This is a genomic window from Phyllobacterium sp. UNC302MFCol5.2 (genome assembly GCF_000686005.1).
Lineage (GTDB): Bacteria > Pseudomonadota > Alphaproteobacteria > Rhizobiales > Rhizobiaceae > Phyllobacterium > Phyllobacterium pellucidum.
Genome location: NZ_JMLL01000016.1, coordinates 61,247 through 82,569, shown reverse-complemented (window position 1 = coordinate 82,569; position 21,323 = coordinate 61,247). Strand labels below are relative to the sequence as shown.

General features: G+C 56.1%; 12 protein-coding genes. 6 read left to right on the top strand and 6 right to left on the bottom strand.

Features of this window, described 5'->3' with window-relative positions:
- Window positions 1-75: 75 nt before the first annotated feature.
- From BR48_RS0120675 to BR48_RS25140, 5 genes are all read right to left on the bottom strand, one after another.
- Window positions 76-2,325, bottom strand: coding sequence for a glycosyltransferase (locus BR48_RS0120675; protein ID WP_036815152.1), 2,250 nt, complete (start codon window positions 2,323-2,325; stop codon window positions 76-78).
- Window positions 2,318-3,418, bottom strand: a complete 1,101-nt coding sequence (locus BR48_RS26870) for a zinc-binding alcohol dehydrogenase (protein WP_348625701.1) — start codon at window positions 3,416-3,418, stop codon at window positions 2,318-2,320. The genes BR48_RS0120675 and BR48_RS26870 overlap by 8 nt, the downstream gene beginning before the upstream one ends.
- Before the next feature lie 16 nt (window positions 3,419-3,434).
- On the bottom strand, window positions 3,435-5,498 hold the full coding sequence (locus tag BR48_RS26865) for a glycosyltransferase (protein ID WP_348625700.1): 2,064 nt from the start codon (window positions 5,496-5,498) through the stop codon (window positions 3,435-3,437).
- A complete protein-coding gene (glf, locus tag BR48_RS0120665; protein ID WP_155810946.1) occupies window positions 5,491-7,743 on the bottom strand; it encodes a UDP-galactopyranose mutase in 2,253 nt (750 codons plus the stop codon). The genes BR48_RS26865 and glf overlap by 8 nt, the downstream gene beginning before the upstream one ends.
- Before the next feature lie 101 nt (window positions 7,744-7,844).
- The gene (locus tag BR48_RS25140) at window positions 7,845-9,059 is read right to left on the bottom strand and encodes a glycosyltransferase (protein ID WP_081815972.1); all 1,215 of its coding nucleotides are present in this window, start codon (window positions 9,057-9,059) and stop codon (window positions 7,845-7,847) included.
- Window positions 9,060-9,371: 312 nt separating this feature from the next.
- Between BR48_RS25140 and BR48_RS0120655 the strand changes: the two genes are divergently transcribed.
- The 3 genes from BR48_RS0120655 (at window position 9,372) to BR48_RS0120645 (ending at window position 12,878) form a co-directional block, all read left to right on the top strand.
- On the top strand, window positions 9,372-9,989 hold the full coding sequence (locus BR48_RS0120655) for a Type 1 glutamine amidotransferase-like domain-containing protein (protein WP_027233050.1): 618 nt from the start codon (window positions 9,372-9,374) through the stop codon (window positions 9,987-9,989).
- A gap of 216 nt (window positions 9,990-10,205) precedes the next feature.
- Window positions 10,206-10,709 (top strand): DUF892 family protein, encoded by a 504-nt coding sequence (locus tag BR48_RS0120650; RefSeq protein WP_027233049.1) that lies wholly within the window; start codon window positions 10,206-10,208, stop codon window positions 10,707-10,709.
- Between the two features lie 48 nt (window positions 10,710-10,757).
- Window positions 10,758-12,878 (top strand): catalase, encoded by a 2,121-nt coding sequence (locus BR48_RS0120645; RefSeq protein ID WP_027233048.1) that lies wholly within the window; start codon window positions 10,758-10,760, stop codon window positions 12,876-12,878.
- Between the two features lie 83 nt (window positions 12,879-12,961).
- On the opposite strand, the gene BR48_RS0120640 is transcribed toward BR48_RS0120645, so the two are convergent.
- Entirely contained in the window at window positions 12,962-13,747 is a 786-nt protein-coding gene (locus tag BR48_RS0120640; protein ID WP_245273652.1) for a phytanoyl-CoA dioxygenase family protein, read from the bottom strand.
- Between the two features lie 198 nt (window positions 13,748-13,945).
- Here BR48_RS0120640 and BR48_RS0120635 point away from each other — a divergent pair, with 198 nt between their 5' ends.
- The 3 genes from BR48_RS0120635 to BR48_RS0120625 all read left to right on the top strand — a co-directional run bounded on the left by BR48_RS0120635 (window position 13,946) and on the right by BR48_RS0120625 (window position 21,312).
- Window positions 13,946-14,875: an adenylate/guanylate cyclase domain-containing protein gene (locus BR48_RS0120635; protein WP_245273650.1), complete on the top strand. Its 930-nt coding sequence runs from the start codon at window positions 13,946-13,948 to the stop codon at window positions 14,873-14,875.
- Window positions 14,876-15,072: 197 nt separating this feature from the next.
- Entirely contained in the window at window positions 15,073-16,584 is a 1,512-nt protein-coding gene (locus tag BR48_RS0120630; protein ID WP_027233045.1) for a mechanosensitive ion channel family protein, read from the top strand.
- A gap of 423 nt (window positions 16,585-17,007) precedes the next feature.
- On the top strand, window positions 17,008-21,312 hold the full coding sequence (locus tag BR48_RS0120625; RefSeq protein WP_197030377.1) for a hypothetical protein: 4,305 nt from the start codon (window positions 17,008-17,010) through the stop codon (window positions 21,310-21,312).
- Window positions 21,313-21,323 lie beyond the last annotated feature (11 nt).

The window sequence follows — 21,323 nt, the reverse complement described above, 5'->3', positions numbered from 1 at the left end:
CACGGCATGCGCGCGATTTGCGCATTCAGAGTTCCGGTATTCTGGTTGCCGTGCTGCCATGCGAGTCGTCTCGCATCAATTCCCAAAACGACGGCTCTGAATTGACAGTTCGTCGGCGAGCGGTAAATGCACCGTTCGCGTGTGATCCCAAGAAAATAGGCCATTCTCGCACGGCCTGTCGTCGTCCCAGCCAAGATGATTGATGATCGGATAAAGGCAAATGCCTTCCATGGGTACGCCAGCCCGCATGGCCTCATTTATTTCGTCGCCCATATAGGCAAGCCACGATGCGCGCCGGTCTCCTTCTATTCCAGTCTCCGCAACAAATATGGGGCGTCCATAGCGCGCATAGGTCTCGGTGAGAAAATATCGAAACGGCTTATACCGGGAATGGCCCGTGTCTATCGTTTCGCCCCCATACAACCATTGGTTGTTGGAGTAATAATTCACGCCGATAATATCGAGATATCTGTTATCCCCGCCAAGCTGCGGCCAAGCGCGCCCGCACAACATGTCCCACGCCTGGAACTGCGCTTGACGATGGCCTTCGGCAATAGATCGTTCATGGGGACGCGATGGATCATGAGGGATATTGATCACGGGGTCACAGTGAACGAAACGCGCGCGTGCATCGACCTCCAGAATGGCATCCATCGCAGCAATTGCAGCGCGGGCAAGTTGAACCTTGAGTTCGAAGCCGCGCCGGGTCCCAAATGGATTGAGATAGCCGGCGTCTCCCCCGGCCCATGCAAGGAATGAAATCTCGTTGATTGGAGAATAAAACGGGGTTTCGTCGCTCTCTCCACGAATGAGACTGGCGGCAGCTTTTGCAAATCGCGCAAACTTGCCGACGAACTCCGGGCGCCACGGATCGATGTGATCTGGCCAGCCATAATGGAGCAAATCCCATATTACCTGAGTGCCGGCGTTCGCTGCGGCCCGAACCATCGGAAGTGCGCTGGAACAATCGTATTGTCCCGGCGAATTTTCGACGAGATGCCAGCGGAAGCCGTCCCTGACCGTTCGGATGTTGTAACGGGAAACGAGATTATAATCTTGTTCTGCCATCACGTCGTGGCCCGTCGATGCGATCAGGTCAAGACGTTTGCCCGGGATGCCGGTTTCGGGAGCGCGCAAGCGGTGTGTAGAACACTCGAAGCCTACCTGCATGAATGAAGCGAATAAACCCGAGCGTATCCCGCACGGTCGCTCGGCGAGGACTTCTCGAAACAGCCGGAGCCACATGGGTACCACTGCTTCGACACTGTATTCGCTTTCTACTCGCCGGCGCAGCGCTGCGCCTGTCTTGATCCGCGCTTCCGGCGAATTTGACAGCATGAGAATTCTTGCCGCAGCCGCCGCCGCGTCATCATGCGGCACGAAATAGCCCGACGTTCCGTCCGTGATTTGTTGAATGCTGCCATTATCCGCAGTGGCCACCACCGCCAACGCCGCCGCCCCCGCTTCAGCAATCACATGCGGCATGCCCTCGCCAGTCGAAAGCCAAGCGAAGATATCCATCGCGGCCATCAGGTCGGGAACGTCGTCGCGATCCCCAAGAAATGTCAAAACCGTGTCGAGGCCGCGTTGTCGCGCCAGGTGTTTGAGTTCGACTTCGTAATCCGGCATGAAAGCGTCCGGGCCACCCACAACGATGAAGCGTGTTTTCGAATTACTCGAATGCACAATCGCGGCGGCCTCGATGAAGTTCTCCACCTTCTTTTTCCGGTCCAGACGGCCCACCCACCCTATCAGGACATCGTCTTCGCCAAGCTTTAACATCGCGCGGACAGATGGCCTTACGCTTGGCCGAAATGCCGGGAGGTCAACCATTGAAGGTATCTCGAGAGCGTGATGCGGCCGCCTTGGCATCTTCGACGCAGCAGCATCGCGAATGGACCGGCAGACACCTACATACCGCGCTGTGAAGTGTTTGGGTCCGGCCAAAGCCTCGGACACCAACCCGCCGTGCTCGATCAGCGGTGGACGCAGATGCAAGCGCTCATACGCAGGATAGATGTCGGCAACATTTTGGCAGGAAATGACAATGTCATAGTTCGGGATTTTCGACGCGAGATAACCGACGGTGTCTTCGAAAGACAGCTCGTAAGGTGTTGTGTCGACGTCGATCCCCGCCGCAATAAGCTGGTCGCGCGTCTGCTCCGTCATTCCAGGACGATGAAAGCAGGCAACGACATCTACAACATAACGCTTTGGATCAAGGTGGCGCGCAAGAAGGCGCACTTCAGTTTCCTCACCCCCGACGACGAGCCAGGCAAACACGAACAGGAGACGGACCGGGGAAGGTGCGTTCGCGTCAGACATCGGCTTTGAATACCACTTGGATGAAGTCGCGGCGCCGGCTCGAGAGATCGTTCAAAAACTTTGCGCCGTCATCGAATGGGATGATGTCGGTGATCATATGTTCCAAAATCAGCGATCCCTCACGCTGCAGCATCACGATGGTTTCGCGGGCGAGCCTCCGGCGATCCCACCGGTGCGACAAGCCCCGGGGGACGCGATTGATCTGCGCACATCGTATATTGAGGCCGTTGTGGTGAAATTCTTCTCCGAGGCGCAAGGCTTTCGCGCCATTTTGGTAAAATGCAAGATCTATAACAGTTCCCTGCGGGCGCAGGGCTTTCAATGCAGTATCGAGGCTTTTTGAATGGGCGCGCGTTTGAAAGACGAAGTCGGCGCCTCTTTCGCAGCCGCCATGGTGCCACGATCGTTTGGCGTGTGCAGACACCTGTTCTTCGCTCATTGCCTCAAATCCCATCGCCTCAGCCTTCGCCCTCCGAAACGGTGAAGGATCGGCAACGATGATATCGGCCGCGTGGCAATGGCGGGCGAAGAGCGCAGTCATCAAGCCGACCGTGCCGGCTCCCATTACGATGACTGGACGCCCCTCGATGCCTTGTCCCAGTCGGGCGATATCTTGCCCTGCGGTCTCGGCATCGGCATGCAGGATGCCGTTGGCGGCTATTGGCCCCATTTGGGCAACGAAGATTCCAAGTATTGGCTCGAGACTATCCGGAAGCTTTACCAATAATTCCGAATCCGGATTGGCGATATGTCCGGATTTGTGGCCGTACGTTGTGGCGACAATGTCACCTTCCGTAAAATCAGGCGCTTGCGAACGGGAAATGCGAGCGACCTCCATATATCCAAGGAAGGGAACTGGATAGCGCAAAGCGGGCTCGCCGCAGATAAAGGCGCCCCGGTCGGCATCAAAGCGGCTGTGGAAGAATGGGTTGGTGTTTTTCAGAAACGTGAGCTCGGTCCCCGCTGAAAGGCCACTGAAGAGCGTATCAAGCTGAAGCTGTTCGCCATTTGGCGGTTCTTCCTCATATTCGAAGTAGTAGGCGCGTTCCGGGGCTTCGATACCCAAAGAGCGAATGGACCGACGGTACGACATTGCGTTCGTTCTCCGGCTAAATCGTTACGGTTTGGCAGGTGCGCATCGAATCGCTTATTGCAAGCGCCACACGATGGGTTTGAAGTGCATCCCGGTATCGGCAGCGAATATTGTTGGGTCTTCCTTTTACTGCGTCGATGAAGTGGCGATCCTGCAGCAATACTGGGTCTCCCCCAGCGGTTCGGGAGGGGCGTCCGGCTCCAACATCAACCATGATGTCGCGCTCGGACAATTCGATTGCCAGTCCGTCTGCGAAGAGGTGCAGCCCGATGCGGTGGCCCCAACGCAACAGGCATGTCGAACTTATGGTTCCAACGGCCCCGGTTGCGAACCTGAGATTTGAGACCGAGGCAGTCGCCACATCGAGACCAGGGAAGTCGGCCCTTTCGAGGTGGTTGGATAGCCCCGAAACCTCGGTGATATCACCCACGAGATAGCGGGCAAGGTCGATGATATGGGTGGCTTGTTCGACAATCTGTCCGCCCGCTGCAGCTTGTTTCCACCACCAGCGCGGCGGAGGCGTCTGATCTAGCCAATAGCCTGCCACCAGTTGCGCCGGGTTACTAATCAGCAGGTTGCGTGCTTCTTCCACTGTATCAAGATATCTCCAGTGATAGCCGACCGCGGTGACAAGGTCTTCGGCAAGGCAAGCGACTTCTTCAGCGGTCTCAATGTCGAGTGACAGTGGCTTTTCGACAAAGAATGGAATTCTGCGCTCTGCAAGCTCCCGCTCGATATCGCCATGCGCAAAGGGCGGAACACAGACAAATGCGGCATCGATCTCGCATTCCGCCAGCATTGCCAGCGCGTCAGTAAAGCCACGCATACCAAAGACACTAGCGGCGCTGTTGGCCCGTTCCAGATCGGGGTCCGCGAGTCCTACCAATTGCACGTCATCGAAACCGGCGATGATATCAAGGTGCCGTCGGGCAATTCCGCCGGCGCCTATGAACCCGATGCGAACAGTTTCCATGGTTGTCTTTCTCCGGATTGGGGACCCTTGGGGCAGATGCCGCAAGTAGATGCTTGCTGTTTCGGCCGCCATGCGCTCTGCGCTGAACTGCGCGCGGTACCGGCGTCGTGCTGCCTTGGCGGTCGTTTCACCAAGGTCCGGACGGGACAGGGCAAAACACACCATCTCGCCAAGCCCAACTGCGTCAGTCGGGCAAAAGTAGAAAGGATGATCTTCTCCAAGAGCGTCGCAATTCCCACCTACTTTCGAGGCAACGACCGGAACCCCGGCTGCCATCGCTTCAAGCAGAACGAGGGGCAGCCCTTCGAAAAGCGAAGGCAAAACAAAAAACTCAGCAATGCTCATCAGATTGCCGATGTCGCTGCGCTGGCCAAGGAAACGCACATGCTTGCTTAGACCCAGATTGTCAGCGAGCGAGCGTATCGCGTCGAGCTGCGGCCCCTCGCCCGCCGCGAGAAGGAGTACATCAGGATGGTTGCGAACAATCGCCGGGAGCGCCTCCATCAAAATTGCATGATTTTTCTGCTGCGTGAATCTTGCCGTTGTCAGCAGCACCCGCGCCCCTTCAAGTTCGAGATCTTCAACTATGCTTTTGGGCGGTCTCGTCGTCTCAAGCGGATAAACGCCGTTGAACACCGTCGTCAGTTTGAGGCCCGCTATGCCGTTTTCGCGGTAGCTTTGCTCCGACGCTTTTGAAACGACAACGATTTGGTCGATATTGGCTATTCCCTCAAAGTAGCGTTCTTTTTGTTCGTCATCCGTAAGGACATACGGCAGGTGTTCCGTACGGATCACCGGCAATCCAATGGCAAGGGCCGAGCGGGCAAGATCGTGTCCCTCCCAACCGATGCCGGCGTGAACATGAAGCAGGTCGACGTCAGCCCCCGACAGCCAGGCGGAAAAGTCGCGATCAAGGACTTTTACCGCCATGCCGTATCGCTTTGCACGGGCCATCATCGGCCTGCCGCGGGATAAGCCCGGCAGCGCCAGCGTCATTTTGAAACGATCCGACAAAGCGCGACCCAATGCCAGCATGTGCTCGCCCATGCCCGACGGATCAAGACTATCTGTCGCGAGGACGATGTGGGCTTTCGCGCAATCAAGCATTCGATGCCTGATCAGCGCTTCGCATCTGGTCTACATGTCCGGCCTGCTGCATCAAGCGTTTGAAAGTGGCCAACGCCTGACCAACGACCTGATCCATATTGTAGTATTTGTACGTTCCGAGCCTGCCGACAAAGCTTACATCGGATTGTTGCTTGGCTAACGCTTCATATTGCTTATAGATCGCCTGGTTTTCAGGACGTGGGATCGGATAGTAGGGATCACCATCTGCGCAAGGCGTTTCGTAACAGATACTGGTCTTCGGATGTGACTGGCCGGTGAGATACTTGTATTCGGTTATCCGCGTATAGGGGATGTCTTCGGACGGAAAGTTGATCACGGCCGCATCTTGAAACCGTTCTTTGTCAATTGTCTCGTGAAGGAAATTCAGGCTGCGGTATGGAAGTTTCCCCAAACGAAAGTTGAAGTATTCGTCGATCGGCCCCGTAAATATCGTATGGCTTGCCAGACGCAGATCCCTCAACTGTTCAAAATCGGTGGAGAGCTCAATCGTAATTCCTGGACGGTCGAGCATATTTTCGAACATTCGTGTGTATCCGTGGAGAGGCATTACCTGAAACGTATCGAGGAAATAACGATCGTCGTCGTTGGTGCGCGTCGGAATGCGGGCGGTGACCGATTTATCAAGTTCCGATGGGTCGAAGCCCCATTGTTTGCGGGTATAGCCCTCAAAAAACAGTTCATAGAGTTCGTCGCCGACTTGAGCCCGCACAACGTCTTTGGCCGTTTGGATCGTCTCTATAGCTTGCGCCTTGCTCAGGAGAAAAGCGGCGGTTTCCGCGTCGGATGAAAGGCGCAAATCATAAAGCCGATTGAGCGTGGTGCGGTTGATAGGAACCGGTAACAATTGGCCTTTCACATTGGAAAGCACGCGATGTTCATAAGCTCGCCATTGTGTGAACCGCGAAAGATAGTGGAATATTTCTTCGCTGTTTGTGTGAAATATATGAGGCCCGTATTTGTGAACGAGAAGGCCGTCTTCATTGTAGTAGTCGTAGGCGTTGCCGCCGACGTGAGACCGGCGATCCGAAATGAGCACTTGGTGGCCGGCTGACGCCAGCCTTTCGGCCAACACTGAGCCAGCAAACCCCGCACCCACTATCAGATAGTCAAAAGGGGGCTTGGCCGGATTTGCTATCGAGAAGACCCGATTGCCGCGGAGTTTCTCTCTGCCAAGCGGGTGTCCTCTGTGCTCAATTGCCTCCTCTACGATGGCCTGCATACGTTGCTGGATACTGTCCCATGACATCTCGCCCAGACGTGCATCGATCGCGGCAATCCGCCTCGCGTCGCCTTTCGGCAACTTGAGAGCTTTGCGGCAGGCGGCCACGAATTCGCTCGGTGTCGCGGCGGTAAGGACGCCGTCGACATCGCCGTAATGACGAACTACGTCGGTTATTTTCGTGCTGACGACCGGCCGGCCTGAGGCAAGATATTCGGGCGTCTTGGTGGGGCTGATGAACCGCGTCGATTCATTGAGAGCAAATGGCATGAGGGCCACATCCCACCCCGCCAAGTAAGCGGGCAACTCAGCATAATCCTTCTGCCCGAGATAATGGATGTTCGGCGCAACGGGCAGATCAGCTTTGTCGATCTTGGCGACGGGACCTACGAAAACAAAGGAGCACTCGGGAAGCTCTCGCGCTGCAAAGGCAATCAGTTCAAGATCAAGCCGTTCGTCGATAACCCCGTAAAATCCAAGTCGGGGGCCTCCAATAACCGCCTGGTCAACGGGAGTGGGGAGAGGATTTCGTGCCGCCTTGAAGTGATCTGTTTCAACCCCCGATGGGAAGGGATGAATGTTTTCATGGAGAAGTCGTTTTGACTCGTAAAGGCTAAATCCGCCGGTGAAAACGACATCAGCGTGGCCTATAAGCAAACGCTCCATATGCTTGAGTTCAGAGGGGGCAAACTTGAAGCTCGCCAACTCATCCATGCAATCATAAACGATTGCAGCACTGTCAACGTGCCGGGCGAATGCAAACATCATCGGCGTATAGAACCAAAGGATGGGTTTGGCCGAACACAGAAGCAGAATCATCTCGTCGAGTACTTTCGCCAATGCCGCTTCGCGCCGGGCATTGTCCCATTCTCCGGGTATGCGGGGCCGGATCGACTTTATCGGAGAGTCGTCAAAACTATGGATCTCGAAATATGCCAGGTGATGATCGGTGGGTATGTATTCTTCGAAGAAAAACACCTGCCGTTGGTTGGCGAACCGCTCCATCAAATGCTGGGGGCGCTGACGAACCGAGTCCCATCGCAAGTGTGAAAAGCAGATTATCGGGCCTTCCAGAACCGGCAACATGTCGGCGGAAAATTGACGGTTCACATTGGACCAAAGCATATTCGCTCCTGTTGGTTGTCTAGGCCTAACGACCGCTTGCTTTCAATGTTCCTGTCGGAGTGAAACTTTCTGTGAGAAGCGATAAGCCCTCGCAACCGCTCGACCGTGTGTTGCCAAGTCCAGTTATTCTGCACCTCGCTCCTCGGTGAAAATTGTTCGGCGCGGCCCAGGATTTCCGTTATGGCCAGATGGAAGCGCTCGGCTGACGCCAGTTCCCCGGTGCGCGGCGTGATGTATTGCGTTCCGCAGCACAGTTCCTCATTGGCCAAAACTGGAAGACCCGCCAGCATATACTCGGTCAGGATTGCTGGAGCGCCGTCATCGACCCCGCAAACCACGCCGATCCGGGCGCTGTTCATAAGGCCGTTGACTGCTTCGATCGAGACGCCGGGCGGGCCTATAAAGTCGACATCAATGCCGAGGGCCGCTGCCTGATCTTGTAATTTTTCTGCATCTTCCCCGTAGCCGAACACACACAATGTACGGAGCGTGCGCGGTAGTCTGGCAAGGGCGTTAAAAAGGATGTCGTGACGCTTGTAAGCCTGTGCGGCAGCTACATAAATGATGTCGTAAAGCTTATCTGCGCCAGTTGGAAAAAACGTGGTATCGGAAGCAAACTCCGGTCCGATCGGCATTATTGCCGTTTCCATGTCCGGATGCCGGCGCGCCACATCTTCCGACTGCCATTCCGCTCCCGTCAGGACCAGGTCGAAGTGCCGGCTAACGGCCTCGGGTACACGGAGAGCCGGAGCGTCGATCGAGTTGTAGATTTTGAAGCTCGCGGCGCAGGCTTCCAGAACGTCTTCGCATACCCCAAGTCCGAGAACGACGAGAATATCTGGCGGTCCAAAGACCTCGAGAAACGCCAGCATGTCGTCCGACACGTAAGGCGCGCCCTCGCCGCTGAGTTGAAACGATCGGCGGATCAATTCATGATCAGTGGGCGACAGCTCATGGTTGCCTTCCGAGCGGGTATGATGCCAAATCTCGGCACGCTCGACGATGCCGGCGTTGATGCAAGCCAGCGGGAGCCGTTGCAGATACCCGCCCTGCACATCCATAACCCGAGGCTTTACAGACAAGGACGGGGCAGAGCCGTGACGGTCCTGCCATTTGTTCAGATGGTATTCCTTGGAGTGCTGTTGGTTAGGCCGGCTGTCATCCAGAAAGTCACTGATAACGATCATGGATGTCATTCAACCTCTCCCATTGCGCGCTTTCAGCCACGAGGAAAGCAAACTGGGAGACTCTCAAGATGTTCCGGACACTTACGTTTTGTCCGAAACCGTACGGCATCATCGTCTGATCGACTTGGGTCGGGCGGTGTCACTATCGCCACCCTCCAATTTTAGTCTCCGCCAGATTGACGGAATTCGGTCACAGGAAAGCAAAACGTTCCACGACAAGAAGGACGGCTGCATCAAAGTTGTGCTCAATCGCTGATCGGAGAAGCTGATGTCGAGCGAAACGGGTTGCTCCTCCAAGAACAATCAGTTTTGTTAGACTTCATGAAAGCACAGGAATTACTGCTGGCCTCTGAACTCACGTCGGGTTTTCCGAAGATCCGAACGATCCTCGCAGACAGATTTGCGGGCACAAAAATCATGATCGTTCCGACGGCGGCATACGGCGAAGGATGGAAGCCGGACTATGAGAGCCACTATCGCCCCTTTGAAGAAATGGGCTTCGAGGTCATTGACTACGACCTCGTCGGCAAGACCCCGGACGAGGTGAAGGCTGCACTGAATACGGTCAGCGCAGTCTACATGAGCGGAGGAAACACATTCTATCTTCTGCATCATATGCGCAAAAGCGGCTTCTTTGACCATGTGCGGGTGCGTATTAGCGAAGGACTGGTCTATATCGGCTCTAGCGCCGGCTCGATCGTTGCGACACCGGAAATCAGTTATGCCGACGCGCTGGATGACCGCTCAAAGGCGGAGGAAACCAACGATATCGGCCTCAATCTGGTCAATTTTTCGATCCTGCCGCATATGGATCATCCCAGCTTCAGCGCCTTGGTTCAGAAGACCTACAAAGCCTTCGAAGGCAACGGCACAATGTGTCTCGGTCTTAACGACGATCAGGTCATTCACGTTGTGGGCGGCTCATTCAAGGTTATCTGACCCAAGTTCAGCGCCCGCGCTTAAGCGAGCCTTGGAGGCTGGGGTTGAACTCGGACGGTCGGTTCCACAAGGAGGGCCACCGCCGCTACCGCAGTGCAGGTGGCAACCTGGCGCTGCGCTCGAATGTCCCTCGGAAAATTAAGTCAGATCTAAACTTGTCTGCTGCGGAACAAGAGCCCGACCCACCTGTTAAGTAACTACAACAGGAGAGGTGAAATGATGCAATCCAAGATACTGGAAGACCTATATTACGACGGATTAAAAGAAATTTACTACGCTGAGCGGAAAATCCTCCAAGCGCTGCCAACAATGTCAGCTGCTGCAAAATCCCAGGAACTTAGCGCGGCGTTTCAAAAGCACTACGATCAAACGCAGGTTCACGTTGATCGTCTTGATCAAGTTTTTGAATTATCCGGCAAACCCGCAAAAGGTAAAACCTGCCCTGCGATTGACGCGCTTATCGAGGAAGGCAAGCAGATTATCGCCGAATACAAGGACAGTGCTGCACTGGACCTCGGGCTCGCTGCCGGAGCTCAAGCAGTCGAGCATCATGAAATGGCCCGATACGGCGCTTTGAAAAAGCTCGCGATGCTGCTGGGTCTAACCGATGCGGCCGATTTACTCCACGCCACGTTGCAGGAGGAAATCGAGACCGATGCCGATCTGGATGCTCTCTCCGACACCTTGGGATCGGCAAAAACAAAGAAGTCATCAAAGTAAAATCCTAAAAATACTTTGCCGATCAAGCAGGCAATCCAAGGAACACACATGTCAAAGACCAACAAATCCAATCCCAAAAACGAAGCCACGATCCACGATCAAAAGCTGCGGCGGGGCGCGGGCGGCGAACTTCATCAGGAAGCCGCCGGTGATACGCCCATACTGACCACAGCCCAGGGGGGACCCATCCTAGACGATCAAAACTCGTTGAAGATCGGGGATCGCGGGCCCACCTTGCTGGAAGACTTCCATTTTCGCGAAAAGATCTTTCACTTCGATCACGAACGCATCCCCGAACGCGTCGTGCACGCTCGCGGATATGGGGCCCACGGGTATTTCGAGACATACGACACATTGTCTTTGGCGGAATATTCCCGAGCCGACATCTTTCAACGTCCGGGAGAAAAAACGCCGGCGTTTGTTCGATTTTCAACAGTCGCGGGGAACAAGGGTTCATTCGACCTTGCACGCGATGTGCGCGGGTTCGCAGTTAAACTCTATACGCAGGAGGGCAACTGGGATTTGGTCGGAAACAATATTCCAGTGTTCTTCATTCAGGATGCAATCCGGTTTCCCGACATGGTTCATGCGGTCAAGCAAGAACCGGACAGGGGTTTTCCGCAGGCCCAGTCGGCCCACGACAACTTTTGGGATTTTATCAGCCTGACGCCGGAAAGCATGCACATGATCATGTGGGTGATGTCGGATCGGGCCATCCCGCGTTCCTTCCGTTTCATGGAAGGCTTCGGTGTTCATACCTTCCGCCTGGTGAACGCCAATGATGAATCGACATTCGTAAAGTTCCACTGGAAGCCAAAGCTTGGCTTGCAGTCGGTGGCATGGAATGAGGCGGTCAAGATCAATGGTGCCGATCCCGATTTCCATCGGCGCGATTTGTGGGACGCCATCCAGTCCGGCGCCTTTCCGGAATGGGAACTTCAGGTCCAGCTTTTTGACCAGGATTTTGCCGATGCTTTCGACTTCGACATTTTGGATGCGACAAAGATAATACCTGAAGAGATTCTGCCGCCGATACCCGTTGGCCGTCTCGTGCTCGATAGAATGCCTGACAACTTCTTTGCCGAGACCGAACAAGTTGCGTTCATGACGCAGAACGTTCCCCCAGGGATCGATTTTTCCAATGATCCGTTGCTGCAGGGTCGGAATTTCTCCTATCTCGATACGCAAATAAAGCGTCTTGGCGGACCAAATTTCACGCATATTCCAATCAATGCGCCCAAATGCCCGTTCAATAATTTCCAGCAGGACGGTCACATGGCCATGCGCAATCCGACGGGCCGCGTCAATTACCAACCAAACTCGTGGGGAGTAGGTCCGCGCGAGTCGCCGGCGCGAGGCTTCCGGTCATTTGCTGATGGAGAATCTGGTCAGAAGATCAGGCTGAGGGCCGAGTCCTTTGCAGATCACTATAGCCAGGCGCGACAGTTTTTCATCAGTCAGACCCTGCCCGAGCAGAAACATATCGCCGCGGCCCTGACGTTTGAACTCAGCAAGGTCAAAACCCCGGTAATCCGCGAACGTGTCGTCTCGCATCTTCTCAATATCGACGATTCGTTGGCAAGCAAAGTTGCCCAAGGGCTTGGACTTGAAACCATGCCACAGGCCGCGGACGCCGCCATTCCCACCAGGCAGGATCTCGACCCCTCCCCGGCGCTAAGCATCGTGGAACGAGGTCCGAGGCGGTTCGAGGGACGAAAGCTCGGCATTCTGTTGACGGACGGATTCGATGCGGCAGTCGTCAAGGAACTGCAAGAGGCCATTGTCGCCGAGAAAGCGGTGTTTGAAATTATTACCCCCGTCGTTGGGGGAGTTCGCGGCAACGATGGTACGCTGATAAAAGGTGACCAGATGATCGATGGTGGGCCATCGGTGTTGTATGATGCAGTGGCCATATTGCCTTCCCCTGAAGGTGCGGCCGCTCTTGTCAAAGAATCCACGGCCAGGGATTTCGTCGCCGATGCTTTCGCACACTGCAAATTCATCGGTCACAACGACGCCGCCCTGCCTTTATTCGATAAGGCCGGTATTGCCGGCGACCTTGATGAAGGGGTGATCCTATTATCCGACGGCAAGGATGTTGCGACCTTTATTGCGGCACTGGGCAAGCTACGCCTGTGGTCACGCGAGCCAAATGTTAAAATGAAATGATAGGCCCTGACCGCGGCGCAGCTGAAGCGCCGCGGTCAGGCAAGGACGCAAATCCTCCTTAACCGGAATTGCAATCGCGTGGTTCAGACCGGATCGGCGCCCATCACCAATCCTTCGATATCGTGCTTTTGCCTCACCGGCACCAACTCATCGACCACCCGGCAGACCAAATGCCTTTTCACCGAGTCCGGCAAGCTTTCAAAATAGCCCTTCGTCACCATGAGATCGTGCAGTTCCGCGTGGCCCGCTCCCGGGGCGTCCACGCCAAGGACCATCACTGGCCGCGCTATTGGAGAGGCGTGTTCCGTGCCACGGTGTACCGTTAGCGCCGAACGACAGGAGATATCGCCAAGCTGCGGGAACTTGCGCACTGCTTTTGTCTGAAACTCCGGCCACACGGCCTTTGCAGGAAACATCTCGTGTTTCCACTCGCGACCGTCGATATATTGTGTTCCGGGCGCAATTTCGAACGGGCCCATATCCTCGGTGACATCGACGCCTGTCAAATTAAACGCGAGAGATGTAATACGCCGCTCGACATAGGTGTCCACAGGCGAGGGGAAGTCCCGATGCCATGGCTGGAATTTCGCGCCTTGAAATGGAACATCAAACCCGATCTCGACGATCTGATAATCCGGGCCAAGTACATTTTCGCACATCGCAGTGACCCAAGGATGCGCGACCAGATCAACGAATCCGCCGAACTCCTCTGGATGAATTTCGACATACCACCGCCGCGGACCACGTCCGACAGCTCCACCCGGCCGCTGTATCGCAGACCAAAAGGCGGTCATCATGTCTTCGCGCATCTGTTCAGCCCACGCGCGGGGAAAGGCTGATTTCTTGCCGACGATTCCATCGGTCTTCAAGGTCGAGACATCGTGTTGAATGTTACCGTAACTGTCCATTGCCCCTCCATGCGCACAAAAACATGCGTGTGCTCGTTTTGATTTATAACAATAAGCATCCCATAGGCCTGGCGGAACCACAACCTTTCACAATCGTTTCAGGGAGCACGCCAACCATCCCAAAACCAGCCTGGCCGTGCAGACGGAGCGCGTTGAGACATGGCCATGGAAGCACCTCCGCTCGATCGCAAGTTGATCGCCATCCTTGCTGCCGATGTCGAGGGCTATTCACGGCTCATGCACGAAGACGAGGAAGGCACCCTTGCGACATTGTCATCGCACCGGGCCATCATAGACGAGATTATTGCGACGGGACGCGGCGGGATATCCGGTACGGCTGGCGACAGCGTACTCGCAGAGTTCGGCAGTATCGTCGACGCCGTTAACTGTGCAATTTCCATTCAACGGTCCTTAGCTGTAGCCAATAAGTCCCTTCCCCAACAGGCGCGAATGCTCTGGCGGATCGGGATCAATGTGGGCGACGTCATGGTCAAGGATGGCGGCATCTTTGGTGACGGTGTCAACGTCGCATGTCGCCTTGAGGCACAGGCGGAACCCGGCGGAATTTGCGTCACGCGCGGCGTGCGCGACCATCTGCGCGACAGGGTGGACTACCAATTCGAGGATCTTGGGGAACACGCCGTAAAGAATATCGCCCGCCCCGTTCGGATTTTTCGTGTCTGCTTTGATCCCGAGGCAAGCTCTGATCTTCTCGATGTTCGCGCCACGCCTTCCAGGGGAAGCATTGAACTATCCGACGACAGCAACGCGATCAAGGGCACGTCGAACCAAGTGGAACTGACGTTCTGGCAGTCGATACAGGAGACTAAGGATCCGTCGGAATACGAGGCTTACCTTGAACGGTTTCCCGACGGCGAGTTTGTGGCGCTCGCCCGCGCCCGCCTGGCAAAAGCTAAGGAACCAGAGGCTGTCCCCGCTGCGGACCGGGCGGTGGAACTCGAGTTTTGGAACTCGATAAAAGAGAGCAACTCCCCGGCCGCGTTCGAAGCCTACCTTCAAAAATATCCGGAAGGTGAGTTCAAAAGTCTGGCTGCAATTCGCCTGAGGGAAATTTCGGAGATTGATTGAACTAGGGTCGGGATGGCCGACGCGTCTGGCAGTTGTGCCACCTAGATTGCATACCGATCGACAGCTTTGACTGGCTAAACCCAACTCCAAAATTGATGGCCCCGATCCTTGAATGGCAATTTGGCTGAAGCGAGCGCTCCGTTACTGCAAGTTCCGGCTTGTGAGGCGCCGCGAAGCGTTCTAGCGTCAAAAGCAGAATGACATTTCTTGAGACGGTCACCGATCCGATAATCCAGGCCGGAACCCTCGCCGCTACGGGGGCCATTGTCTCGCGGGTGGCCCTGCGAAACAATCCCCGCTTGCACCTGATTTTTCAGGTAACGTTCTTTATCGTCCTTACCACATTGTTGCTTTATCACGGTATCGTTCCCTACGAGGCAGGGCCACCAACTGCTTCAGCCGTGCAGAAGGTATTCATCGGGATCGCAAAGGTCATCTGGTGGATCAATGCCGCCTGGGCCCTCGTCGGTTTCGCACGTGTTTTCCTGATATTCGAGCGGCGGCCACGCGAAGGCAGACTGATCCAGGATCTGGTCGTCGGCATCATTTATCTCGGGGCGGTTCTATCCGTCGTCGCCAACGTCTTCAGCCTGCCCGTGGGCACCTTGATCGCGACGTCCGGGGTGCTTGCCATTATTCTCGGCCTTGCACTGCAGAGCACCTTGAGCGACGTCTTTTCCGGTATCGCCCTCAACCTCGGTAGGCCCTATGTCATCGGGGACCTGATTGTTCTCAGCGACGGCACTGAGGGAAGAGTCGTCGAGACAAACTGGCGAGCGACGCACTTATTGAACAGCAGGAACGATCTGGTTATCGTTCCCAACAGCGACTTGGCCAAGGCACGGCTGATCAATGTCAGCAGTCCGGACCGGAGCCATGGCATCAGCCTCACTGTCCGCTTTGCCGGTACGACATTGCCGAGTGCCATCGTGGATATGATGCACTCCGTTCTTTTGAGTTCGACAACGATACTGAATCAGCCGGAACCGTTCATTCAGATAAAATCACTGGACGGTTCGGCGGTGGAACTCGAACTCTCCTTTCGCGTCGCAGATATTGCGGTGGCCGGAACGGCCCAAAATGAGATCTTCGATTTGATCTATCGTCACAGCATGGCAGCGGGCATACCCCTGGCAACACCCGTCGTTGTTCAGCCTGCATCCGGCGCAAAGACGGAACCTTCCGCCAGCAACCGCTCGAGCCAGATGCGGCTCCTTGATGCAATACCGCTGTTCAAAACGCTCACCGAGGATGAAAAGGAAATCCTTGCTAAATCTATGTCGCGCCGGACGTACCGCAAGGCGGATGTCGTTGCCGAACAGGGCAGTGAGATGCAATCGCTGCTCATCGTTCGAAGCGGTGTGTTGGTAGTCACACGTGAAGAGGGTCGTCGGAAAGTAGATCTGGGCAAGCTGGCACCTGGCGATTATTTCGGCGAGGCCAGCCTGCTCGCCGGCGCGGGGGAACCAGGAACCGTGCGTGCGCTCGCTTCTACCGTGGTTTATGAAATCGCCAAGTCAACCCTGGCCCCGTTGCTCCACGATCGGCCAAGCCTCGTTGATGAACTGGGCCTCATTTTGTGCAGGCGGGCGCAATCGGAGAAGCATTTGTTCGAAAACAGCACCGAGATTGCTGGCATCCATGCCATGCCTGGTCTCGTCAAAAAAATCAGGCTTCTGTTTGAGCTCTCTCATCTCGAGAGGAATTGACCATCCGGCTCAGCTAAACGGACTGCAGTGTCATCAACGTCACGCATACTCCCTATGGGCTAATGTTCAAACGGCACTTGTGCGGTTAGTGTGACTTCGGCCCAATGCCCTAGATCGAATTGTTGATTTCGCCTGAACCGAAGCGTCGGACCACACCGGTCCAACATCGATGCCGCATTCGCAAACAATCACAAGACAAGCACTGTCCTGTTATCCGGCCATGCCGTGCACGCTGCAAGACTCTTGAGAAGCATGCCATTCGCAGCTGCACATGACATTTGATGAAGACGAGTTGGCTACCCAGATCCGGGTGGTGAGCCATTATCCTGGGAAACGCGGCGTGGTTCGAACGAGCCCGGCGTACCTTTTCAATGGATAGCTTTGTTGGATGGATGGCCGGACTTACGTGAAGGAAAGTTCGCCATGCCTCCAAAGAAGCCGATTTCAACGACGGTGAGTTCCGCTCCGTCAAAGTTGGTGCGTGGAACACAAGCGCCGTCCTCGCAACAAGCCTCCGATCTTGTTACGGGAGCCATTGGCCCCATCGTCGACCGAATTCCTGATCACCCCATCTTCATTCCGGATCCCAACGAGAATTTCTTCGATATCAATCGCCGGGGTGATGCGGTGGTGCGGCCGCGTGACATGCTGGTATTGCGCCTCGAATTTATCAACCTTACCGTATCAGGCGGGGCAAAGCCGCGGCTGAAGAAGTCAGCCGCCGGCTCTGCGAGCCTGATCGTACATTTCCCGCCGCAGACCATCACCGAGGAGACCTTCTTCGAAACGCCTCCCACTGCCACGCACAACCCGGACCCTCCCCGCCCCGGCACTCCGCCAAAACCCGAGCCTGGCGGGGCGGAAGCACTCACGGGACCACCGGTCCGTGCACGAATTGCCGGCGAATCGAGGCTCGCGTTCAAAGTTCCGGACGGCTTCGACATTCCCTATACGCTGGAGGATGTCCTTGCCGCCTGCGAAACGCTCGAGCTTTCCGTTCCCGCCAATGCACGGCCGCCCGCAGCGCCCCGCCCTCCGATTGTCTTTACCGATATATTCGCTTCCAATCTCGGCAAGCTGAGTGCACGTCAACGAGCATCTCTGACCAGTTTTGCGGCGCGAAGCCTGCGCATCGCCGCTGTCCAGGGCAATGCCAGCGCGTTTGAACTGCGCCAGGCTACGGGTGGTCCCGGATTGAAGGCGCTGAAACCCGGCAGGCTCGGCGCATCCGATCTTGTCCAGATCGGACCTGTCATCGACGCCGGCACTTTCCCGACGTTGCGGGGTCCGCGCCCGGCCCTGCCTGGCCTGAACCAGACCGCAATCGAAATGCCATGGCGGCTGATCCTCAGTCCGCACGGCGCGGAACGCTGGCGCCATGCAGCGCTTCCCATTTATTCGGAGCAGACCGGGCGGACCGAACTGTGGCATTCGCGTCTGGTCGCACCATCCCAAACCGGACCGACGATCGAGCCGCCAAATGCTGACTCGCAACGGACCGTGAGAGCCGTGTGGGCGCTTACCGGCGAGGGATCGCCCAAGCCGATGCAATCGGACTATCCCGCGGGCAACTTGCCGAATCCCAACAACAGCCCGTTCCGTATGCCCATGGACGATTTCGATCGCTTTCAGATCGTCCATCTCTCGTCGAATTTCTCGAAATCGAACTACGCACCTTTGCCGGTCAATGCCAACCTCATGATGCTCTCTGCCCTTGGTGGCTGGCTGGATTCAAGGGGCGGCTGGGATCCCGTTGGCCTGTCGGTGGAGGAATGGGCTCATCGCGCCACCATGGGGCGGGATCACTATGTGCGTGTCGTCTACAAGGGTTTCCTATTCCCATTCGGTCATCGCGTCTCCCTCATCAAGGTTAGCGAGCGCAAATTCCACAATGGCAAGGGATCGGACCAGGCGATGCCGGGCAATACGGCATATCTGCGTCAGCGGCTGTTCATCATAGTGCGTGAGCGCGAACGCACATTCGTGGATCCGGACCTTACCAACAAGGACGAGACTATCGCGCTGCACCGGCAAATGCCGTTTTCGAGTGTTCGAATTCTGACCGCCGTCACGCCAAGCCTCGACAGGCCGAATCAGGGGCCGGGCTCCATCGTCGGCAATCAGACCATGTTCTGGCCCTGCGTTGGCGGGCAACCTTTCAAGTTCCAGATGTCGGCCACCGACATCGACGGGCGCACGGTACAATTCGAACTCCCGATGATCTTCATCGATTTTTCTTTGGCAAGCCCGGTGAAGGACGGCTCAGCCCCGGTTCTGAAACCCAATTTCGATCTTGCCGAAACCAATGCCGATAAGGCCCGCGGCGCCTGGAACGATCCTTCTCATTCAGGTTGGAAGACTGCCCCGCTCAAGCGCCAACGCGTAGCGCTGGCACCAAGCGTCAAAGCCGGCGACACTTCGGTCGAGGCGGAATCGATAACGTTTGACGGTTTTGTCGAGAAACAGAACCTCAAGCTCCGCGCCTACAGCGAGAACCTTTCCAAACCCATCTTTTACCCCATGGTCCAACAAGCCGGCGTTCGCATCGCCGCCCTTGCGCAGTTAACCGGCAGTTCCGCATCGAACACGGTCAAATGGAACGCACGCTATCTGAGCGCCGGCTTTACCAACAATCAGGGCGAAGTCTTTGTCGACGTCGTCAGCGAGCCCGGCATGGCTCAGCTTAATTTTTCGACCCAGGGAGACAGGTCGGGAGGCTTTGTCCAGCCGAATCTCACGCCGAGCGCGCTCTCGCGTCTGACCGGTCCTGTAACCGGCAACGTATCCGATTTCATGGATGGGAAAATGACCGGCAGCAATGCGTTTCCGGCCACCCTGTCTGATCTTCCCTTGCCGCTGCTGTTTGGCTGCATTCCGCTCGGCGATGTCATCCAGGCTGTCACCAACCTTGGCGACAAGCCCGAACAGGTCCCGAAATTTGCAAGCGAAGCCAGCACCAAGGTCGAAAGCTTCATCAACGGGCTCGTGCGTCTCTTCGAATTTGTCACGCACCTGGCTGACAGTCCGGGTAGCATCGCCGATGCGGCCCTCGAGGTTGTCCGCGAAACTTTGGACGACCTCATTGAGCAGGCCGAAGCCTATCAAGCCGCGCTCGTTGCCAATGCCAAGGCGCGTGTAAATGATCTGAAGAATGCAGTCCTTGCAGTGAAATCGGAAATCGCCCCGCTGCTGGCGGTAACGAGCGTCGACCTCGCCCTGCCGCTGGGCGGACTTGCCGGCGCTCTCACCAATGTCAACAACGCCGCTGACCAGTTGCTCGCTGCCGCCGATGCGCAGGTCGGGGGTGTATCCCTCCCGGCCGGCTTCCGGCAGTCGTTGAAGCAGATCGCCAACCAGACCAAGACCCTCGCGAGCGACGTGGCGACGATCACCACCCTCATCACGCAAGGGAAAGAGCTTTATTTGGCGCTCGAGACGATTGTCGGCCATCCGGAAAACCTGCCGCAATTGCTGGGCGATCCCGCCACGCTCGGCGGTCTGCTGACGGCGGTGCAGGCTAAGATCACCCCCTTGCACGATACCATCAAAGCATCGCGACTGCTCGACGGCGCGCCAAAACAGGCAATTCTTTCGGCCATCGAACTCGTCGTCGAGATCCTCAACGCTGCAGGCGACCTTTTAAAACTCCTCGAAATGCTGACCGGCGATGAACTGACGATCCGCTTCGACTGGAACCCGCCGATCGACAACTGGGCCCTCCCGGGTGTCGACAAAGCGAAAAACCCGATGTTCCGCGCCAATGACAAACGCGGCTTCCTCGTCGCCGTGGAAGCCAAGGTCAAGAAGAACGGCAGCAGCGCGCCGAAGATCAACGTCGTCTGCAGCTTGAAGCATTTCGACCTGGTCTTGATCGCACCGGCAAGTTTCATCGAACTGAATTTCGAGAAGATCGAGTTCCGCGTCGACAGTGCCGCGAAGATGGACGTCGACGTCCTGCTCAACGACATCAAATTTGTCGGGCCGCTGAGTTTCGTCGAGACCTTGCGCGATCTCATACCGCTCGATGGCTTCTCCGATCCGCCCTATCTCGACATTACACCTCAGGGCATCGATGCCGGCTTTTCGCTTACACTGCCGACAATTGCCATTGGTCTGTTCAACCTCAGCAATCTGAGCCTTGGTGCCGGCTTTACCGTGCCGTTCATCGGTCAGCCGCTGTCCGTCCGCTTTAATTTCTGCACCCGCGAACAACCGTTCAACCTGACTGTTTCGCTTTTCGGCGGCGGCGGATTTTTTGGCATTACGCTGGACCCGCACGGCATACAGATCCTCGAGGCGTCTTTTGAATTCGGTGCGAGCATCTCCATCGATCTCGGCGTCGCTTCAGGCGGGGTCCATGTCATGGCGGGCATCTACTTCCGCATGGAGAAAGATGCTTGTTCGTTGACCGGCTATTTCCGCCTCGGCGGTTATGTGAGCGTACTTGGGCTGATTTCCTGTTCGCTCGAACTCTATCTCGAACTTCGCTACGAATTCGAGAGTGGGAAATGCGTCGGCAAGGCGCAGCTGACAATCGAAATTGAAATATTCATGTTCTCGACAAGCGTCACCGTAACCTGCGAACGAAAATTTGCCGGAGCTAACGGCGATCCGACATTCCGCGATCTTATGGGGGTCAACGCGGCGCTGCCGATCGCCGAGGAACTCGAACTCATCGACACCGATACCGATTACGGATGGCGTGAATATGTAGAGGCGTTCGCCTGAGGGAGGGGAGC